Raw genomic sequence first — 17,495 nt, forward strand, 5'->3', positions numbered from 1 at the left:
AAATAAAATTACCAACAAAGGGGAAATGAATTCTCTTCTTTGTGGTAATTTAAATTAATTATGTATTAAAGCTACTATTTCAAATATGAATTATTATACTTCCGTATACTTATTTAGATCACTTTTACCTACACGAAGGTCACCAAATTGAGGAACTATTCTTTTAAAGTGTTCAGTATTATTATGATTTTTAATTGCTTCTTCATCTCTCCAGTCTTCTACGAAGGTAAGAATCAAAGGATTATTTATGTCTTCAAATAGATGATAAGCTATGCAGCCATCTTCTTTTCTGGTTTTTTCTATTAGTTCTTTTGTTATTTTTAAGAATTCATCTCTTTTTCCATCTTTTAATGTGTTTTTAGATATTATTCTTATCATAATTTGTCACCATCTCTTTCAATAAAATTAATAATTTAATAATACTACATTGATTGTTAATTTTAAACTTAATTTTAAAATTAACAATCAATGTGCAAACAGAACTTTATAATTCACTAGGATTAAGGTATAATTAACATCTAAACAGCTAAATGCATATATAAAGGCTATTAAATATGCACAAAATTTTGAGGTGTTTTATGAATAATGGATTAAAAACTTGTTTTTTAAATGTTAAACAAAAGGCTAAAAAAATCAAGAAAGAGATTGGGGCGTTATATTTAGCATATAAACGTGATGATGTACCCTTTTATGCAAAATTAGTCTCAATACTGGTAGTAGGATACGCTCTAAGCCCTATTGATTTAATACCTGATTTTATACCTATACTTGGATATGTTGATGATTTGATTTTAATACCACTTGGAATTATGTTTGCTGTAAAGCTCATACCAACACATATTATGAATGAATGTAGACAACAATCAGAAAATGTTTTTAAAAAGGGAAAACCTAAGAATTGGATTGTTGGAGGCATTATAATATGTATTTGGGTCATTATAATTGCTTATATTTTGCTAAAGTTTATTAGAGTAAAAATTAATGTATAAAGTTTACATTAATAATTGGAGTAAAAGTATGTTGTATTTAGACATAAAAGTTTTTATATGGTATAATTTTTATGGTTTTACAATATCTATAACAAATTAGGAGGATAAACATGCTTTCAAAACGTAAAAGAACATTAATTGCTGCTGTAGCTATGGTAGTTAGTTTGCTTGTAGGATGTAGCAATGATGTTGCAGATAAGGTTTATGATGACAATTCTAAAATATGTAAAGAATATGATACTTTTGGTATGGATAACAGTAATGAAAAGGTAGAACAAGGTTTATATAAAGCAAACTTAAAAATTAGTGGCGACACAACAATTTGGGAATATAAAAGTGATAAAGATTTTGATTTGAAAGTTCCATATAATTTGTCTGTAAAAAGTGGTAAGGGAAAAATTGTTTTAATATCTCCAGATAATAAGGTTACCACTCTAGTAGAAAAAAGTAGTAAAGCAGATAATGGAGGAAAAGAATCTATGATGTTGTCAATTAAAAAGGGTAATAATCGTATAAAATTAGTAGGTTACAAAAAAGCAGATATGAATGTTGAAATACATCTAGATAAAGGTAATTTTAAAACAAATTCTTAGCGAAACATTAAATAGCAAATATACATATTAAAAACAATAAGTATCTAAATTTTTAATTTGATGCTTATTGTTTTTTTAGACATAAGGCAATTTGAAATAGGGTTAGTCAAATGGGAAGAACATAAATTAGTTTTTTGCTATTTTATTAAGTAGTTTCATATTTATTATTTTATATCCATTCGTTGTTTTTTTGAGTATACCTGATTTGCAAAAATCAGCAATAACATATAATAAATGACGATAACTTACTCCCAAATATTCACACACTTCAGAATGTTTTTCAACATATAATCCATTACTATTTGTTAGTAGAATGAAAGAAGCTAATCTATTTTTTAGAGGATATGCTTGATTTTGCGTATAATTCGTTGTATTTTCAATAGCTTTTTTACTAAGAAAAAAACAAAGATACTTTAAGAAAACTTTATCATCTAAAAGTAATTTGCTGCACTTTGATATATCAAAGGAAAAACAAATACAGTTACATAAAGCTTGCACTTCATTAGTGCATTGTTGAGCTTTGATTAATTCCATTTCTCCAATAAAACAGGGTGCTTTTAAAAAGTTTATAAGAGATACTTTACCATTTTTATGGGTTAGATAAAGCTTGGCATTTCCTTTTATCATGTAAAATAAATAAGAAGGCAAACTGTCTTCTTTGTAAATGAAATCTCCATCATCAAATTCTACTAAACTTAAAAAAGGAAGTATATTTAAAGAAAAATATTGCTGTATAGGATATTCTTTAAGATATGACATTAATAAGTTTCTATCATGATATTTCATTTTCTTATACCTCCATTAAAAAACAGTATGATATTTCTCATATTATTGTACCGAAATTGATGGTATACTTCAATTAATTTGCTAGAAAAATTAGGAGGAATAATGAAATGAAACAAAAAGTATATTGGAATAATGTTGCTTATAAAAAAGAGTTTACAACACCATTTCATTTTGAAGCTTTTGAAAAAGTTGTTGGAAAGGATGCTTTTATTTTAGATATTGGTTGTGGTTATGGTAGAACATTACAACAATTATATAAGCATGGCTATAGTAATTTAGTAGGTATTGATTTTTCTGAAAAAATGATTGAACGTGGGAAAAATCAATATCCATATTTAGACTTAAGAGTTAAAAATAAAAAAGAAATTGAATTTGAAGATAACAGTTGCGATGCTGTTATACTGTTTGCAGTCTTAACTTGTATTATTGATGATAAAGAACAATTGGATTTGATAAAAGAAATAAAGAGAATTTTAAAGCCAAATGGAGTTATTTATATAAATGATTTTTTACTTAATTCAGATGAACGTAATTTGAAAAGATATAAAGAATTTGAAAACAAATACGGAAAATATGGAGTATTTGAATTACCAGAAGGAGCTGTTGTTAGGCATCATAGTATTAAATGGATTAAAGAACTATGTGATTTTTTTGAGTATATAGCTTTAGAACAAGTTACATATACGACTATGAATGGAAACAAGTCTAATGGATTTTATTTTTTAGGACGAAAATAAGTAATGAATTAGAGTTGAGTAAATTAGAATTACTAGAAAAAGTATAAAATTATGATTTCAATATTTACAAAAATATGATTGAAGTAATATTATATATCTAATGGACAAAATTTTAGATGTAGAATTTAAAGATTATAAGTAATATTTATACAAATTATTAAAATTATTAAAATTATTAAAGAAATATATGGAGTTGATAAGGTGAAAAGAAAATTTTGTAAGATTTGCTTTGTTTTTGTAAGTATAATATTAATTGCTTCAATTTGTATTAGTGAACATAAAAAAAGTTTACCAAACAATATTAATCAAGCTATTTTACTTAAGAACTCATCTAATAAATTTAAAGGTGAAAAAAGTTATTTAAATAATAACACATTAGAAGTGCAAAATGTAAAAGTAATTGCCCATAGAGGACAGTGTTCTGGAGAACCAGAAAATTCTTTAAAAGCAATTCAAAGTTCAATAAAATATAAAGTGAATTATGCAGAAATTGATGTTCAAGAAACTGAGGATGGAGTAGTAGTATTGATGCATGACAGAAATCTTAAGAGACTTACTGGTTTAAATAAAAATGTGGATCAATTAACTTTTAATGAAATTGAAAAATTAAATATAGAGTCACCTTCTCACAAAAAAGATGTAGAAAGGATTCCAACGTTAGATGAAGTGATAAAAAAATGTAATGGAAAATTAGATTTAATAATAGAGATAAAGCCTTATGGGAATACTGAAGATCTTACTAATAAAGTAGTTAAAATTATTGATGACAATAATTATGTTAGTCAATGTAAAGTTCATTCAGTAAATTATACAATTTTACTAGATGTAAAAAAGTTAAATCATAATATACAAACAGGTTACATAATTAGTAGACCTATGAATAATTTAAGTTTATTAAATGTAAATTTTTATAGCATACAGGAAAATGCTATAAATGAAAAAATGGTACGTGATATTCACAAGGTAAATAAAGAAATATATGCATGGACTGTTGATAGGAAAGTAGATATGAATAATATGATAAAGTTAAATGTTGATGGAATTATATCAGATAAACCTCAGATGTTATTAAATATTAAAAAGGAGAATAAAATCTTTAAATTATAAATTAAAAATGTTGTCTGATTAAAATTGAAACTTTAAAAAGTTATTTTATTTTATCAATAGATATATTAAGGCGATAATTTCCAAAGTCTAAAATTTTATTTAATAAGCACATAAGATTTTCTTCATTAGTCACATTTGCCTTTATTAAATAACAGCCATCTCCACTTATCCTGTGGCATTCAACTATTGCTTTATTACTTTTAACAAATTGTATAAAAGCAGGATGGTTAGAGGTTTTCATAAAAACAGTTATATATGCACTTAGACTTTTACCAAGCTTGGAGTTATTTGAAATTATAGTATATTTTTCAATAACTCCACTTTGTTCCATTTTTTTAATTCTGTTTGCTACTGCCTGTCCTGTTAAATGAACTAATTCTCCAATTTCACGCCATTGGAGCCTAGAATTCTCCTTTAATAAGTTTAAAATTTTTATATCTGTTTGATCAAGCATAATTATAAACTTCCTTTCATGGTGTAACTGAAAACATACAACTACTTTCTCCAAGTAAAAGCAGTATGACATATAATTAATATATCATATAAAAGGAGGAAAAACTATGAAAATTCAGCTTATACGTCATGCAACCATAAGGTTAACTATAAATAATAAGGTGATTTTAGTTGACCCGGTGCTTAGTAAAAAAGGAACAATGGATTGTATTCCTAATGTTTCAAATAAAAATAAAAACCCTTTGGTGGAATTACCAATTGATGTTAATACTATTACAAAGACTGATGCAGTTCTTTTAACTCATATGCATAGTGATCATTTTGATGAAACTGCAGCAAGGTTAATACCTAAAGATATACCTATATTTTGTCAAGCCGAAGATGAGATGAAGGTGAAAGAAAAAGGATTTCGATGTATTAATGCAATTGAAAAAGTTTGCTCTTGGAATGATATAACTTTTAACAGAGTAGGTGGACAACATGGTAAGGGTGAAACTGCAAAAGAAATGGGAACAGTTTCAGGATATGTTATTAAGACTAAAAATGAACCTTCTTTATATATAACAGGTGATACAATATGGTGTTCAGAGGTAGAACAAGCATTAGAAGCTTATGTACCTGAAGTAATTATTAGTTTTGCAGGGGCTGCTCAGCTGACAGAGGGAGGTATTCCTATTACTATGGACAAAGAAGATATACTTAATATTTGTAATAAGGCACCAAATTCCAAAATGATAGTTGTTCATATGGAAGCTTGGAATCACTGCGGACTTACGAGAAAAAAATTAAGAAATTTTTTAAAGGATAATTCACTTTTGACACAAGTATTTGTTCCAGAAAACGGAGATTATATAGAGTATTGATGTGTTTTGAAAAGTTTTAAATTTATAGGCAGTAAATTAAACATTATTTACTGCCTATAAATAATGTTATGTGGAAAGATATTATTTTATTTTTTTGTGTAGACAATTAATTGTTTGTCCATAGAACTTATTTCCTCTATGGATGCATTCCCTTCTTTTGTAATAGAAGCCTGTAATTGTTTTTTATTATAAATTATGATATAATTTTTTTAAGATGACTGGTCAAAATAAAATAAATGTACATTAGGAGGAATTATATGCCTAAAGTTGGAATGGAGCCCATAAGAAAAAGTCAAATAATTAATTCAACATTAGAGTGTATTTGTATGGTAGGAATAGAAAAAATGTCACTAGACATGGTGGCAAAAGAAGCTAATTGCTCAAAGGGGGTTATCAGCTACTATTTTAAAAGCAAAGATACTCTTATTCTTGAAGCTTTTAGAGCATTTTTAAGTTACTATAATACAAAGATAAATAGTGAAGTTAGGGAGGATATGAAACCTTTTGAGATTCTTCAAATAGTTCAAAAGAATGCTCTGCCGGAGTACTACAATATTGATAAGGAAGCTGAACCTAAAATAAATGTGTCTGAAATTCGTGGAGTAGAAGCAATGAATATACCTCCAGCTAAAAAAGCTAAATTGTTTGTAAGCTTCTTTTCAAGAGCAATGCTGGATACAAATTTGCAGGCAGTTTTGCAAGAGGTATATAAAGGTGATTATAAGGGTATTTTATCAATTATTTCTTATGGAAATGAGATTGGTATTTTTAAAGAAACAGATGCAAGCAAATCTGCTTATGCAGTAATGGCATTGTACATAGGAATAAGTATGCTTAGAGTAGTTGGTTTTAAACCAGAGGAAGTTAATGATGATGTTGATGTATTTTGGAGTGTTGTAAATAGTATGTTTGGTAAATGATAAAGGGGGATTATTATTTATGTGTAAATATCTTATTCATTATTTTTCAGGAACAGGAAATACTTATCACATGGTTAAGACAATAGAAAGCCAATTAATAAGTAGGGGCTTTGAAGTAGGTTTACTAAATATTGAAAAAGATAAAATTAGAAAATTAAGTGATTATGAATTTCATATATTTTGTTTTCCTGTTTATGGCTTTGGAACTCCTTCAATTATGTTAAAATACATTTTAAAACTTAAAGCTTCTGTTGAATGTAAGGCGGCTGTTTTGTGCACATCTGCTGGAGCTGAAGGACAATCCTTAAGTCATGTCAAATATATACTAGATAAAAGAGGATTTAGAGTATTTCTTACTGATATGGTTATTTATACTTATAATTTCACTCAAATTTTAAGTCCTCAAAGTAAAGAAGTAGAAGAAAAAGTGTTTAAACATGCAGAGATTAGAATAATGGAAATAACAAAAAGAATAATTAATAATGAAGAAAGTTTTAAGAAACTAAACACTATAGCATTAGCGGTGAGCTGGGCTGTTTTTATTATGTTTATTAATTTAGGAAGAAGGATTTTGGGAAAAACGTTTATAGCAGATGACACATGTATTGGATGTGGTAGATGTGAAAAAGTTTGTCCGGCAAAAGTAATAAGTATGCACAATGGAAAACCTAAGTGGAGCAGCAATTGTGAAAGCTGCCAAAGATGCATCAATACATGTCCACAAAAATCAATCCAATTGTCCGTAATAAAGTTGACTATCTTTCTAATTTCAGAATTGGCACCAATCTTAATAATAATGGATATAAATAAATATATGCATCATTTATCTATATTAGTAAATATAATTTTATACTTTGTAATGTTTGCAGTAGGTACTTTTATAGCAAATCTATTAATTTCTATAATGGAAAGGTTATGTATATTTAAAAAAATACTTAATATCAGTTATACTAAAGGTTATAGAAGAAATACAGCAAAGGGGTTTAATATTAAGTAATATTTTACTATAAATAATTAAAAAAGATAAGGGGATGTTTTTATGCTTGAAGAAAATATAAAAAAAATATTAAACAATTTTATGATTGATTATTATGGAGTTGCAGATATAAGTGAATATGAAAGTGAAATTGTTAAATATGGTGGAGAGCTTGTAGCCGGTTATCCAAGAGCTATTTCAATGGGAATTGTGTTTCCTTCTACTATTGTTGATCATTTAAATGATTCTAATAACATCGTAAAAATAGAATATGATCACTGTTATGAAGTTATAAATAACAGGTTGGATAATATAGCTTCAGTAATAAGCTCATATATAAATAAAGAAGGGTATAGAGCACTTCCAATATCTGCAGCAGAAAGAGTAAATAGTGATTATATAAATGCATCATTTTCACACAAGCTTGCAGCAAGGTTAGCTGGACACGGATGGATAGGCAAGAATTGTTTGTTAATAACTCCTGACCATGGCCCAAGGGTAAGATGGATAAGTGTGTTAACAGATGCACCTTTGAATATTACGGGTAAAAAAATGGAACAAAAATGTGGAAGCTGTATGGCTTGTGTGGAAATATGTCCAACTAAGTCACTACATGGTAGAAATTACAAAGAAGGTGAAGAACGAGAAGAGAGATTTGATGTAAAAAAATGTGATAGATATTTTAATGAAATGAAAAATAATGAAGAAGTACCTGTATGTGGTATGTGTTTGTATGTATGTCCTTATGGAAGAAAAAAGATTCATTCATAAAATGTTAAAAAAATATACATAAACAATCAACAAAAATTACACAAAGATGTAACAATTGAGATATATAATAATAATTGTACTAGATGAACAAAACATAATAAAGTTTAATATAATAAGTCCCCCTTATTATAGATAAATTTTGTTTAAATAAGCACTGGTGAACAACACTGGTGCTCATTTATTTTAAAACTAAGTTTTCATTTCTACGTTCTTATCACAAATATCATATTAATGTTAATTTATTCAACAGTATTTTTATTATAATAATGGTACTATTTTTGGAAAATAATATAATTGCAGATAAAGATGTGGAAATATTGTGAAAAATGAAGAATTTTTAAAAAAGTATAGTATTATATATATTAAATATTATTAACTCAACTTTAGCACATACAAAATTTTTACTTAATATTTTTAAATTGAAAAATGAAATATTATTTATAATACAAAAGTTACAAGGAGTGATTATCATGAAAATATTATATTATGATTGTTTTTGCGGCATAAGTGGTGATATGAATTTAGCAGCATTATTAGATTTAGGAATTCCTAAAGAATATTTAATAGAAGAACTTTTAAAGCTTAATTTAGATTCAGAGTATGAAATAAAAATTAAAAATGATGCAAAGCTAGGAATAACAGGAACTAGGGTAGATGTTATAATAAATTCACAATCAATTAATAAAGCAGAAGTTTTACATGACCATAATGGTGATCATCATGTTCATGATCATATTCACCACAGCAGTGAAGAACATCATGCACATGAGCACTGCAATCATGTACATATTAGCAGCAGCACTCATGAGCATCATCATAGAAATTTAAAAGACATAGAAAATATAATAAATTCAAGTGATTTAAAAGATAATATTAAGAAACTAAGCTTAAATATGTTTATGAAGGTAGCAGAAGCAGAGAGTAAAGTTCATGGAAAAGCTTTATACGAAGTGCATTTTCATGAAGTAGGAGCTATTGATTCTATCATAGATATAGTAGGAGCAGCTATTTGTTTAGATTATTTACAAGTTGATAAAATCATTGCATCTCCAGTTCAATTAGGAGGCGGGTTTGTTAAATGTGCTCATGGTATTATACCAATACCTGCACCAGCAACTGTTGAAATATTAAAAGATATACCAATTAACATTGGAAGAGTGTCTTTTGAAACAACTACACCTACAGGGGCAGCTATATTGGCAGCTAATGTTGAAAAGTTTACTGAAAAAATAGGCTTTTCAATAAAAAAAGTAGGGTATGGAATTGGTCATAGAGATTTAGAAATCCCAAATGTTTTAAGAGTTTACTTAGGGGAAAAAGATAATTTTGAAGAATAGATACTTATTTATGTTAGATTTATAAATAAATATGAATAATTTTATATTATAAAAAGTGAAATGATTTTTATATGAAAGGTGAGAGAATATACATGATAAATAATGACAAGTATAAAGAATTAATAAAATATCTGAAAAGTTTAGGAAAAGTAGTTTTGGCATTTTCAGGTGGAGTAGATAGCACATTCTTGCTTAAAGCGTCTAAAGAAGCATTAGGTGATAATGTAAAAGCAGTGACAATTTTATCTCCATATATTCCAAAATGGGAAATAGAAGAAGCAAAGGAATTGGTTAAAGAATTAGGTGTTAAACATGAGATCATAGAAGCTCCAATTATTGATTCTATCAGATATAATCCAGAAGATAGATGTTATCTTTGCAAAACAGCGGTATTTAGTATGATATTGAATGCAGCTAAAGAGCAAGGATATGATTGTGTAATTGATGGAACAAATTTTGACGATATAGGTGATTATAGACCAGGTCTTAGAGCGCTAAAAGAATTAGAAATAAAAAGTCCACTTTTAGAATGTAAATTGACAAAAGCAGAAATAAGAGCTTTTTCTAAAGAATTAAAGCTTAACACTTGGGATAAGCCTCCATATGCATGTCTTTTAACAAGAATACCTTATGGTAATGAATTAAAAGAAGAGGATTTTGTAAAAATTGAAAATGCGGAAAAATATATGATGAGCATAGGATTTAGAGCTATTAGAGTGAGATGCCATGGAGATTTAGCAAGAATTGAAGTGAGTAAAAATGATAGAAGCAAATTATTTAATGAGGAACTTTTAGATACTATTGCAAATAAAATAAAAGAATTTGGATTTAAATATGTAACGTTGGATTTGCAAGGTTATAGAGTAGGAAGCTTTAATGAAACTATTGGAAAATAGATTTAAGTATACTAATTTTAAAATATCTTTTTTAAAATAACAATATTCAAAATAGAGTGACCATAAATAAATATATATATAGTTTGTATAATAATGTTAAAACAACCTGTAAAAGGTTGTTTTTTGTTGCATAAAAAGTAAAAAAACAAAAGATATTATATATTTTTAAATTTCATTTAAAAATATAATAAAAACATATAAAGCTTTAGATAAATAAAGCGAAAATATTAATATATTCTTATAAAGGAGGAATTTTCCGTGGTAAAGAGTAAAATTTTAGTTTTGTCAGTGGCACTAATGGTGTCTTTATCAAGTACTACTGTATTGGCAGCTTCTGTGAATAGTAAAGGTAATGGGTTAAATCACACTAGTCATAGTGATGCAAAGAATAGCACTGGTAAAAGTGTAAAGAATAATGGTGATAAGAAGTTAACAAAACAGATTTATTTAGTGTCAAATAGGATTGATAAGATAGAATTATCACTAAATCAAATTGAAAAATCTATAGACAAGTATTTTAGTACTACGCCAACAGATACAAATAGCACTCAGACTGGTACGGATACTTCACAAACTAATACAACTGATAATTCAACAGACAGTACAACTAATTCCTCTGGAGATACAACGGCTCAGCCAGGAAGTACAAGTGACTCAACATCAGGTACAGATAGTACTAACTCTACAACTTCATCATCAAGTACAGAGACTAGCACAAATAATACTACTAATTCCACAACAGATACCACAACTCAATCAGGAGATACAAGTAATACAACAGGTGGAGATAATACTACCACAACAACTCCAACATCAGATACAACCAATACTACGACTACATCAGATGAATCAACAAACAGTGGTACCCAAGATACAGCTGTTGATAATCAAACAGATGGATCTAGTGGCGATAACACTGATATAACTGGTACAGAAGATGAATTAAGTGATGAATTCGAAAAGGAATACGACAGTGAAGATAATTCAAGATATAATAGCTTTATTGGTAAATTAAATGCTACAAATAATAAGTTGAATACAGTAGAAAAAAATATTTCTAAGATTAAAGGTATGAGCGACAGCCAAAGTAGCGAATTGAAAAATAAAATAACTGCATTAAGGGAGAAAATTGTTAGTTTGCAAAAGAAGGTAACTGATAATGAAGCTAAAGCATTAGACAAAGTGAATAAATACTCAGCTAAAAAAGTTTTGCCAGATCAAGAAATAAATGATAAAAAGACAAGTTGGAATATGAGTTTTACACAGGCAGTAGATGAGCAAAGTGTAAATTCTACAAATATTATGATTAAGGACAAGGATGGAAACCTTTTAGATACGGAAATTTCTTTAGATTCATCTAATAATGTAAAAATTAGTACTAAAGATGGTTTTGTAAAAGGCGAAGAGTATACCTTAATAATAACTGGGGACTTGAAATCAAAAAATGGACAAAAATTGAATAAAACAGTGGAGAAGAAATTTGTAGTGAAATAGTAAATTTTAAAAAATGGGCAATTAAATATAATTTAGTTGTCCATTTTTTTGTTGTCTTAAGGTTTAACTATTATACATTAGATAGTTAAGTTATTTTCATATTAAAATAAAGTTAGTTGATTTTTTGAAAAGAGGTGTACTAATTAGTAAATGTGTATTATACTTATATTTATACATAAATTTGCATAAATAAGGGGGCTAACTTTAGTGAAAACACAAAAAATTAAATTCAATTTGTTACTTTTACTTACAGCTTGCATATGGGGATTTGCATTTGTTGCCCAAAGAGTTGGAGGAAAATATATAGGAGCTTTTACTTTTAATGGTGTAAGATTTGCACTTGGAAGCATATCTTTAATTCCGCTTATTCTCTTTTATAATAGTTCTGGTGAAAAACATGAACATGCTAAGGAATTTAAAAAAGCATTTTTACCAGGAGTTGCTGCAGGAATTTTTATATTTTTAGGGTCATCATTTCAACAAGTAGGAATAATGCATACTACAGCAGGAAAAGCTGCTTTTATAACTGGTCTATATATTGTGGTTGTACCTATTTTGGGTATATTTTTGAAACAACGTATTGGTATTAATACCTGGATTGGCGCTTTAATTGCTGTCATGGGATTATATTTTTTATGTATAACAGATAAATTTTCAATATCATATGGTGATTTTCTAGAGCTTATATGTGCTTTTTTCTTTGCAGTTCAGATACTTTTGATAGATAATTTTGCTAAAAAAGTTGATAACTTAAAATTGGCATTCCTTCAATTTGCTACATGTTCAATACTTAGTTTAGTATGTGCTCTATTTGTAGAAAAAATAGCTATAAGTTCAATTATTATGGCGATTATACCTATTTTGTATGGAGGCATTCTTTCATCTGGGGTTGCATATACGCTTCAAATTGTAGCTCAAAAAAATGCTGAACCATCAGAGGCAGCTATTATAATGAGTATGGAATCAGTATTTGGAAGTATAGGCGGTTTTTTAATTTTAAATGAAAGCTTTGGAACGAGAGGAATCTTGGGATGTGTGCTTATGTTTATAGGGATGCTTTTAGCACAGGTTCATATTGAAAAAGAGAATAATTTTATTTCTAATTTTACAAATAAAAAGTTTAAAAATAAAAATAGTATGTCCTAAATTTATATAAATATATCCTATGGAGTAGATTTTTTATTAATACACTCTATAGGATATATTTTATTTTTAAATAATTTAGCTATTGCTATTTTCTAAATGATGCTTTTTTACTTTTTTATCAATAGTCCATACGCCTTCAGGATTATAACTTATTTTAACATAGGACATAACACTTGGAGCGCCTTGCTCTATGCATATAAGTTGGCATCTTTTTACGATGTTCATTAGTTCATCATAGTCACCTTCAATTGTAGTTTCAAAAGGACCAACAGACATATTTAATCCAGTACTTCTAATATAAGCTATGACTTCGTCTACAATACGGATAGTTTCTTCTCCTTCCACCTTTGGTAGTACTTGAATTGCTACACTTGCATTCATTTCTTAAATCCTCCTATTTTTTATTTATAAATTAAGAAAAGCATGAAAAGTTAATGTACCTGTAATAGTACATCTATCTTAATACTTTTTTAATTTTAGCACATATTTTATAAAAGTAAAAATTGCATAAAATTACAATTTTTTTTAGTTGATAGCTAATAAAAGTGTGTAATTATTAGATATTAAAACAAATTTTAATAATTTGGAAGTTATATATCTAATTTTATAACTAATACTAAAAATATAAGAAATGATTTATAAGTTTAAGTAAGAACTTTAATATGCATAGGAGGGGAAAATAACATGACACATAATAAGTCCAGTCACTATTGGAAAAATAAATTAATTCATTTTATTTTTTTCGGAAGCATTTATCTAAATGTAGAAATAATAACAAGAGCTTTTGGTGGTTCATTAGTAGGTTATAATGGAATATCAAAATGGAGTTTGTGTGGATGGACTTCCTTGTGGATGTTTTTAGTAGGAGGGTTTTGTGCAGCAATTGTAGGTTCTTTAAATGATAAACCTAGATATTATAATTTAAAAATGTGGCAGCAGGTAATTATTGGTGGTTCCTTAATTACTGCGGTGGAACTGCTTGCAGGTATATTTTTTAATTTATACTTACATTTAAATCTATGGAATTATTCATCAATTAGGTTTAATTTTTTAGGACAGCTGTGTTTACATAATTGTATAGCATGGTATTTGCTAAGTGTAGTAATTATATGGCTTGACGATGCTTTATCTCATTATTACTATGATGATGAAAAACCAGATACATTGTTTAGTTATTTTGTAAAACTATTCAAATTACAATAGATTAGAAAAAAAATTTAGTACATTAGTAAAAATAAAGAATGTTTTTAAGGACAAAATATGATATAATGTGGTGTATCATGCAAGAAACTCGTATATATTCGGAAATATGGTCCGAAGGTTTCTACCTGCTACCGTTAATTAGCAGACTACGAGGTATTGATTTTAGTTTTTAGGTATACTTATATCTATTTGTCTGAAATATAACACCTCAATGCGAATTGAGGTGTTTTTTTTATAATACTGAAAATTATAGTTTGCCAGGTTACATGTATGATAAATATTTCTTAAAGTACAGACAAGAATGTATGGAAAAGTTAATCTCTAAGTCTGCAAGGTTAAACAAAAATGTATGAGGTGATAATATAGTGGAAACATTGTGTAAAAGAATTTTAGAAGAAGGACGTGCGTTGTCCTCAACTGTATTAAAGGTGGATTCTTTTTTGAATCATCAAGTAGATCCAAAATTAATGTATGAAATAGGAACTGATTTTAAAAACTATTTTAAAGATAGAGGTATTACTAAAATATTTACTATTGAAAGTTCAGGAATAGCTCCAACAGTTATGACAGCAATGCAAATGGATTTACCCATGGTAACATTAAAAAAACAAAAAGGAAGAAATTTAGATGGGGATGTTTATCAAACTACTGTGCATTCATTTACTAAAGGCAGCGATTATGAATTAACATTATCTGCAAAGTATATTACAAAGGAAGATAATATATTAATTATTGATGATTTCCTAGCAAATGGAGAAGCAGCACTTGGAGCAGCTCGTTTAGTTGAGGAAGCAGGTGCAAAAGTTGCAGGAATAGGAATTGTAATTGAAAAATCTTTTCAACCTGGACATGATATGATAATGAGTAAAGGATATGACTTGTATTCCTTAGCTCGTATTTCTAAGTTAGAAGAAGGTTTAATTGAATTTGTAAAATAACCATTAGTATTAGATAAAATACTAATAATATAATTTTAAAAACATAAATTATTAAAAAATGGACATAGGTAGAAATACCTATGTCAGATTGTTCATAAACCCAGCATTTTTTAAAGTGCTGGGTTTAATTTTGTCTTAAATATTTATGCGGTAGCATATAAAAAAAGAATGTTATCCATAAATTGGTTAGTGCATTCTTTAAAAATTGCAAAAATAGGTGCGATAGCACCCTAGCTATCTTTTTCATATTCTGAACTGCTGCTGTTAACAAACATTGTTCAGAAACTTTTTTAATTCCACGCATGCGACAATAGCGCAGACCATGGAGATTTTTTGAATCTGCAAAGCTACGCTCGATAGTTTCTTTTCTTCTTTTATATAGCCAGTTTCCTTTATCAGTCTTAGTAAATTTGATTACTTCATCCTTGTAATCTTCCCATACATGGCGATAAACAACTTTTCTTTTACTTTTATCTGATAAGCAATTTTCTTTTTTATTGCATTGGCTGCAGTACTCGATTTTACATGCATATTCTCTATAGCCATCACGGTTAGTAGTTCTATATTCTAATGCTCTTAAATCTGGACAATAATATACATCTTGTTCTTTAACATATTGGAATCTAAATTTAGTAAATTTACCTTTTACATGAGGACTACGTCTATAGCCCATAACTGCTTTTAGTTCTCGTTCAAATATTTGTTTACAAATATTATTAGTAGAATAACCAGCATCGGCTCCAACATATTTAGTTTGCAAATTAAACTTTTTAATTTGAACATCTAGTCTTTCTATATAAGGATCTACATCATTTATGTTACCAGGCGTTACATAAACATCTGTTATTATGTTATACTTTCCATCTACAGTTCTATGATCTAAATAAAAAAATCCTTTTGGTTTTCCATCCCTATGCATATAGCCACTATCAGGGTCTGTAGTACTGGTCTTAATTTCTTTAGTTTTTTCTATTTTATCTTTTTTTTTAGAGGTTGTTTTCCATGAGCTACTCTATCCTTATTAATGTCTTCTTCTAACTCATTAAAATAGTCTTTGGTTGATTGTGTAATTTGTTCTTTTGTAAACTTGTTTTTATTAGCGTTAGCTTTCAAATGTGTAGAATCTGTATATAGAATTTTACCATCTACCAATTTTTTATTTATTGCTTGAAATACAATATTATCGAAGATTTCTTGGTATATATTTGTATCCTTAAATCTTGTTATTCTATTTTGGCTTATAGTAGAATGACTTGGGATTTTATCTGTTAATGAAAATCCTAAAAACCAGCGATAAGCTACATTTACTTCAATTTCTTTCACGAGCTGTCGCTCTGATCTTATTGCAAATAAGTAACCTATAAATAACATTTTGAATAAAACTACTGGCTGAATTGCTGGTCGTCCATTATCAGGACAATAGAAGTCCTTAGTTAAATCTCTTATAAATGAAAAATCTATATATTTATCAATTTTCCTTAAGATATGATCTTTGGGAACTAAATTTTCTATATATACTAACTCTAATTGTTGCTGTGCAGAATTATTTTCTTTAATCATAATAGTTAACTCCTTAAAAAATCTGATATTATACTAATTCTACACAAAATCTTAAAATCCTTTTTGAATTTAAAAAAAGCCCTATCGGGCTAAAAATTTAAAAGACTGCTGACAAAATATGTTTATCAACAGCCTGACATAGGTAGAAATACCTATGTTTATTTTTTTTAGTATAAGTTTCCAATGTAACACTATTGTAACTTTAATGAAACAATTTTGTAAAAAGTATTGTGTAAAATAAATATTAATAAGGAGTACAATTGTTAAAAAAAGATTGATTTACAAATAAAGTAAATGGTATAATTTGGATATGAGTTAAATTGAAAAGGTGGTAATGTTATGGAAGTAAGTAAAATATCCAGTATAAGAAAATTAGAAATAAACCAAAAATTAAATGAACCTTATGTAAAAAGAAAACAAAAAAAAGGAGAAAAACAATTATCCTTTTCAGAGGTACTGAATTTAGTGAATAAAAAGTAAGGGAGTTGTAAATAATATTAAAGGCACAAGTTATAATATAATAAAAAGCTAGAAAGTAGATTAATAATTAAGTATTATATAGAATAAGTTTTTATATAATACATTTTATAAAATCACTTTCTAGCTTTTTTATAGTTTTAATGTTATATAATAAGTGAGAAAAAGGTAAATATTCTAAAAAAGTATACTATTATGTAGAATTGTATTGAATTATATGTTAAGTTAGTATTATATTATAAAATTAAC

19 protein-coding genes, 1 pseudogene and 1 riboswitch are annotated in these 17,495 nt (G+C 27.4%); of the genes and pseudogenes, 15 read left to right on the plus strand and 5 right to left on the minus strand.

The window, feature by feature from the left end; translation table 11 throughout:
* Window positions 1–93 precede the first annotated feature (93 nt).
* Window positions 94–378 carry a putative quinol monooxygenase gene (locus Ccar_RS05920; RefSeq protein WP_007063693.1) on the minus strand — a complete coding sequence of 95 codons (285 nt, stop codon included), beginning with the start codon at window positions 376–378 and terminating at the stop codon, window positions 94–96.
* Between the two features lie 200 nt (window positions 379–578).
* Between Ccar_RS05920 and Ccar_RS05925 the strand changes: the two genes are divergently transcribed.
* Window positions 579–989, plus strand: coding sequence for a YkvA family protein (locus tag Ccar_RS05925; protein ID WP_007063692.1), 411 nt, complete (start codon window positions 579–581; stop codon window positions 987–989).
* Window positions 990–1,099: 110 nt separating this feature from the next.
* A complete protein-coding gene (locus tag Ccar_RS05930) occupies window positions 1,100–1,582 on the plus strand; it encodes a hypothetical protein (protein WP_007063691.1) in 483 nt (160 codons plus the stop codon).
* 126 nt (window positions 1,583–1,708) lie between these two features.
* Here Ccar_RS05930 and yeiL read toward each other — a convergent pair whose 3' ends face one another.
* Window positions 1,709–2,368: a transcriptional regulator YeiL gene (gene yeiL / locus Ccar_RS05935; protein ID WP_007064068.1), complete on the minus strand. Its 660-nt coding sequence runs from the start codon at window positions 2,366–2,368 to the stop codon at window positions 1,709–1,711.
* 107 nt (window positions 2,369–2,475) lie between these two features.
* Between yeiL and Ccar_RS05940 the strand changes: the two genes are divergently transcribed.
* The gene (locus tag Ccar_RS05940) at window positions 2,476–3,105 is read left to right on the plus strand and encodes a class I SAM-dependent methyltransferase (RefSeq protein ID WP_048029989.1); all 630 of its coding nucleotides are present in this window, start codon (window positions 2,476–2,478) and stop codon (window positions 3,103–3,105) included.
* 201 nt (window positions 3,106–3,306) lie between these two features.
* Complete coding sequence (locus tag Ccar_RS05945; protein ID WP_007064070.1) at window positions 3,307–4,212, plus strand: glycerophosphodiester phosphodiesterase; 906 nt, start codon at window positions 3,307–3,309, stop codon at window positions 4,210–4,212.
* A gap of 40 nt (window positions 4,213–4,252) precedes the next feature.
* Here the strand turns inward: Ccar_RS05945 and Ccar_RS05950 are convergent, their stop codons facing one another.
* Window positions 4,253–4,666, minus strand: coding sequence for an Lrp/AsnC family transcriptional regulator (locus tag Ccar_RS05950; protein WP_007064071.1), 414 nt, complete (start codon window positions 4,664–4,666; stop codon window positions 4,253–4,255).
* 106 nt (window positions 4,667–4,772) lie between these two features.
* On the opposite strand from Ccar_RS05950, the gene Ccar_RS05955 reads away from it, so the two are divergent.
* The 8 genes and pseudogenes from Ccar_RS05955 to Ccar_RS05990 all read left to right on the plus strand — a co-directional run bounded on the left by Ccar_RS05955 (window position 4,773) and on the right by Ccar_RS05990 (window position 13,068).
* Window positions 4,773–5,528: an MBL fold metallo-hydrolase gene (locus tag Ccar_RS05955; RefSeq protein ID WP_007064072.1), complete on the plus strand. Its 756-nt coding sequence runs from the start codon at window positions 4,773–4,775 to the stop codon at window positions 5,526–5,528.
* A gap of 257 nt (window positions 5,529–5,785) precedes the next feature.
* Window positions 5,786–6,448: a TetR family transcriptional regulator gene (locus Ccar_RS05960; RefSeq protein ID WP_007064073.1), complete on the plus strand. Its 663-nt coding sequence runs from the start codon at window positions 5,786–5,788 to the stop codon at window positions 6,446–6,448.
* Between the two features lie 19 nt (window positions 6,449–6,467).
* Window positions 6,468–7,445: an EFR1 family ferrodoxin gene (locus Ccar_RS05965; RefSeq protein WP_007064074.1), complete on the plus strand. Its 978-nt coding sequence runs from the start codon at window positions 6,468–6,470 to the stop codon at window positions 7,443–7,445.
* Between the two features lie 42 nt (window positions 7,446–7,487).
* Complete coding sequence (locus Ccar_RS05970) at window positions 7,488–8,195, plus strand: 4Fe-4S double cluster binding domain-containing protein (protein WP_007064075.1); 708 nt, start codon at window positions 7,488–7,490, stop codon at window positions 8,193–8,195.
* 470 nt (window positions 8,196–8,665) lie between these two features.
* A pseudogene (larC, locus tag Ccar_RS05975) lies at window positions 8,666–9,529 on the plus strand (nickel pincer cofactor biosynthesis protein LarC); the annotation flags it as partial.
* 95 nt (window positions 9,530–9,624) lie between these two features.
* Window positions 9,625–10,428, plus strand: a complete 804-nt coding sequence (gene larE / locus Ccar_RS05980; protein ID WP_007064082.1) for an ATP-dependent sacrificial sulfur transferase LarE — start codon at window positions 9,625–9,627, stop codon at window positions 10,426–10,428.
* Window positions 10,429–10,686: 258 nt separating this feature from the next.
* Complete coding sequence (locus Ccar_RS05985; protein WP_007064081.1) at window positions 10,687–11,922, plus strand: hypothetical protein; 1,236 nt, start codon at window positions 10,687–10,689, stop codon at window positions 11,920–11,922.
* A gap of 207 nt (window positions 11,923–12,129) precedes the next feature.
* Entirely contained in the window at window positions 12,130–13,068 is a 939-nt protein-coding gene (locus Ccar_RS05990) for a DMT family transporter (protein ID WP_007064080.1), read from the plus strand.
* Window positions 13,069–13,143: 75 nt separating this feature from the next.
* Here Ccar_RS05990 and Ccar_RS05995 read toward each other — a convergent pair whose 3' ends face one another.
* On the minus strand, window positions 13,144–13,449 hold the full coding sequence (locus Ccar_RS05995; RefSeq protein WP_007064079.1) for a thiamine-binding protein: 306 nt from the start codon (window positions 13,447–13,449) through the stop codon (window positions 13,144–13,146).
* Window positions 13,450–13,752: 303 nt separating this feature from the next.
* Here Ccar_RS05995 and Ccar_RS06000 point away from each other — a divergent pair, with 303 nt between their 5' ends.
* On the plus strand, window positions 13,753–14,271 hold the full coding sequence (locus Ccar_RS06000) for a putative ABC transporter permease (RefSeq protein WP_007064078.1): 519 nt from the start codon (window positions 13,753–13,755) through the stop codon (window positions 14,269–14,271).
* Between the two features lie 68 nt (window positions 14,272–14,339).
* Window positions 14,340–14,440, plus strand: a riboswitch (purine riboswitch).
* Between the two features lie 196 nt (window positions 14,441–14,636).
* Entirely contained in the window at window positions 14,637–15,209 is a 573-nt protein-coding gene (locus Ccar_RS06005; protein WP_007064077.1) for a xanthine phosphoribosyltransferase, read from the plus strand.
* Between the two features lie 124 nt (window positions 15,210–15,333).
* On the opposite strand, the gene Ccar_RS06010 is transcribed toward Ccar_RS06005, so the two are convergent.
* Window positions 15,334–16,769 (minus strand): IS1182 family transposase gene (locus Ccar_RS06010; protein ID WP_242852182.1). Its coding sequence is split into 2 segments (ribosomal slippage): window positions 15,334–16,193 and window positions 16,193–16,769, totalling 1,437 coding nucleotides; the frame shifts between segments, so codons are not numbered across the junction.
* A 339-nt stretch (window positions 16,770–17,108) separates the two neighbouring features.
* Between Ccar_RS06010 and Ccar_RS26985 the strand changes: the two genes are divergently transcribed.
* On the plus strand, window positions 17,109–17,249 hold the full coding sequence (locus Ccar_RS26985) for a hypothetical protein (RefSeq protein ID WP_007059965.1): 141 nt from the start codon (window positions 17,109–17,111) through the stop codon (window positions 17,247–17,249).
* Window positions 17,250–17,495: the final 246 nt, after the last annotated feature.

Source organism: Clostridium carboxidivorans P7, assembly GCF_001038625.1.
In the GTDB taxonomy this organism is placed as follows: domain Bacteria; phylum Bacillota; class Clostridia; order Clostridiales; family Clostridiaceae; genus Clostridium_AM; species Clostridium_AM carboxidivorans.

Coding starts and splice junctions, on each gene's coding strand:
- Ccar_RS05970 (WP_007064075.1), top strand. CDS start 7,488: ATGCTTGAAGAAAATATAAAAAAAATATTAAACAATTTTATGATTGAT.
- Ccar_RS05920 (WP_007063693.1), bottom strand. CDS start 378: ATGATAAGAATAATATCTAAAAACACATTAAAAGATGGAAAAAGAGAT.
- larE (WP_007064082.1), top strand. CDS start 9,625: ATGATAAATAATGACAAGTATAAAGAATTAATAAAATATCTGAAAAGT.
- Ccar_RS05965 (WP_007064074.1), top strand. CDS start 6,468: ATGTGTAAATATCTTATTCATTATTTTTCAGGAACAGGAAATACTTAT.
- Ccar_RS05930 (WP_007063691.1), top strand. CDS start 1,100: ATGCTTTCAAAACGTAAAAGAACATTAATTGCTGCTGTAGCTATGGTA.
- Ccar_RS05960 (WP_007064073.1), top strand. CDS start 5,786: ATGCCTAAAGTTGGAATGGAGCCCATAAGAAAAAGTCAAATAATTAAT.
- Ccar_RS05950 (WP_007064071.1), bottom strand. CDS start 4,666: ATGCTTGATCAAACAGATATAAAAATTTTAAACTTATTAAAGGAGAAT.
- Ccar_RS05995 (WP_007064079.1), bottom strand. CDS start 13,449: ATGAATGCAAGTGTAGCAATTCAAGTACTACCAAAGGTGGAAGGAGAA.
- yeiL (WP_007064068.1), bottom strand. CDS start 2,368: ATGAAATATCATGATAGAAACTTATTAATGTCATATCTTAAAGAATAT.
- Ccar_RS26985 (WP_007059965.1), top strand. CDS start 17,109: ATGGAAGTAAGTAAAATATCCAGTATAAGAAAATTAGAAATAAACCAA.
- Ccar_RS05925 (WP_007063692.1), top strand. CDS start 579: ATGAATAATGGATTAAAAACTTGTTTTTTAAATGTTAAACAAAAGGCT.
- Ccar_RS05955 (WP_007064072.1), top strand. CDS start 4,773: ATGAAAATTCAGCTTATACGTCATGCAACCATAAGGTTAACTATAAAT.
- Ccar_RS05940 (WP_048029989.1), top strand. CDS start 2,476: ATGAAACAAAAAGTATATTGGAATAATGTTGCTTATAAAAAAGAGTTT.
- Ccar_RS06000 (WP_007064078.1), top strand. CDS start 13,753: ATGACACATAATAAGTCCAGTCACTATTGGAAAAATAAATTAATTCAT.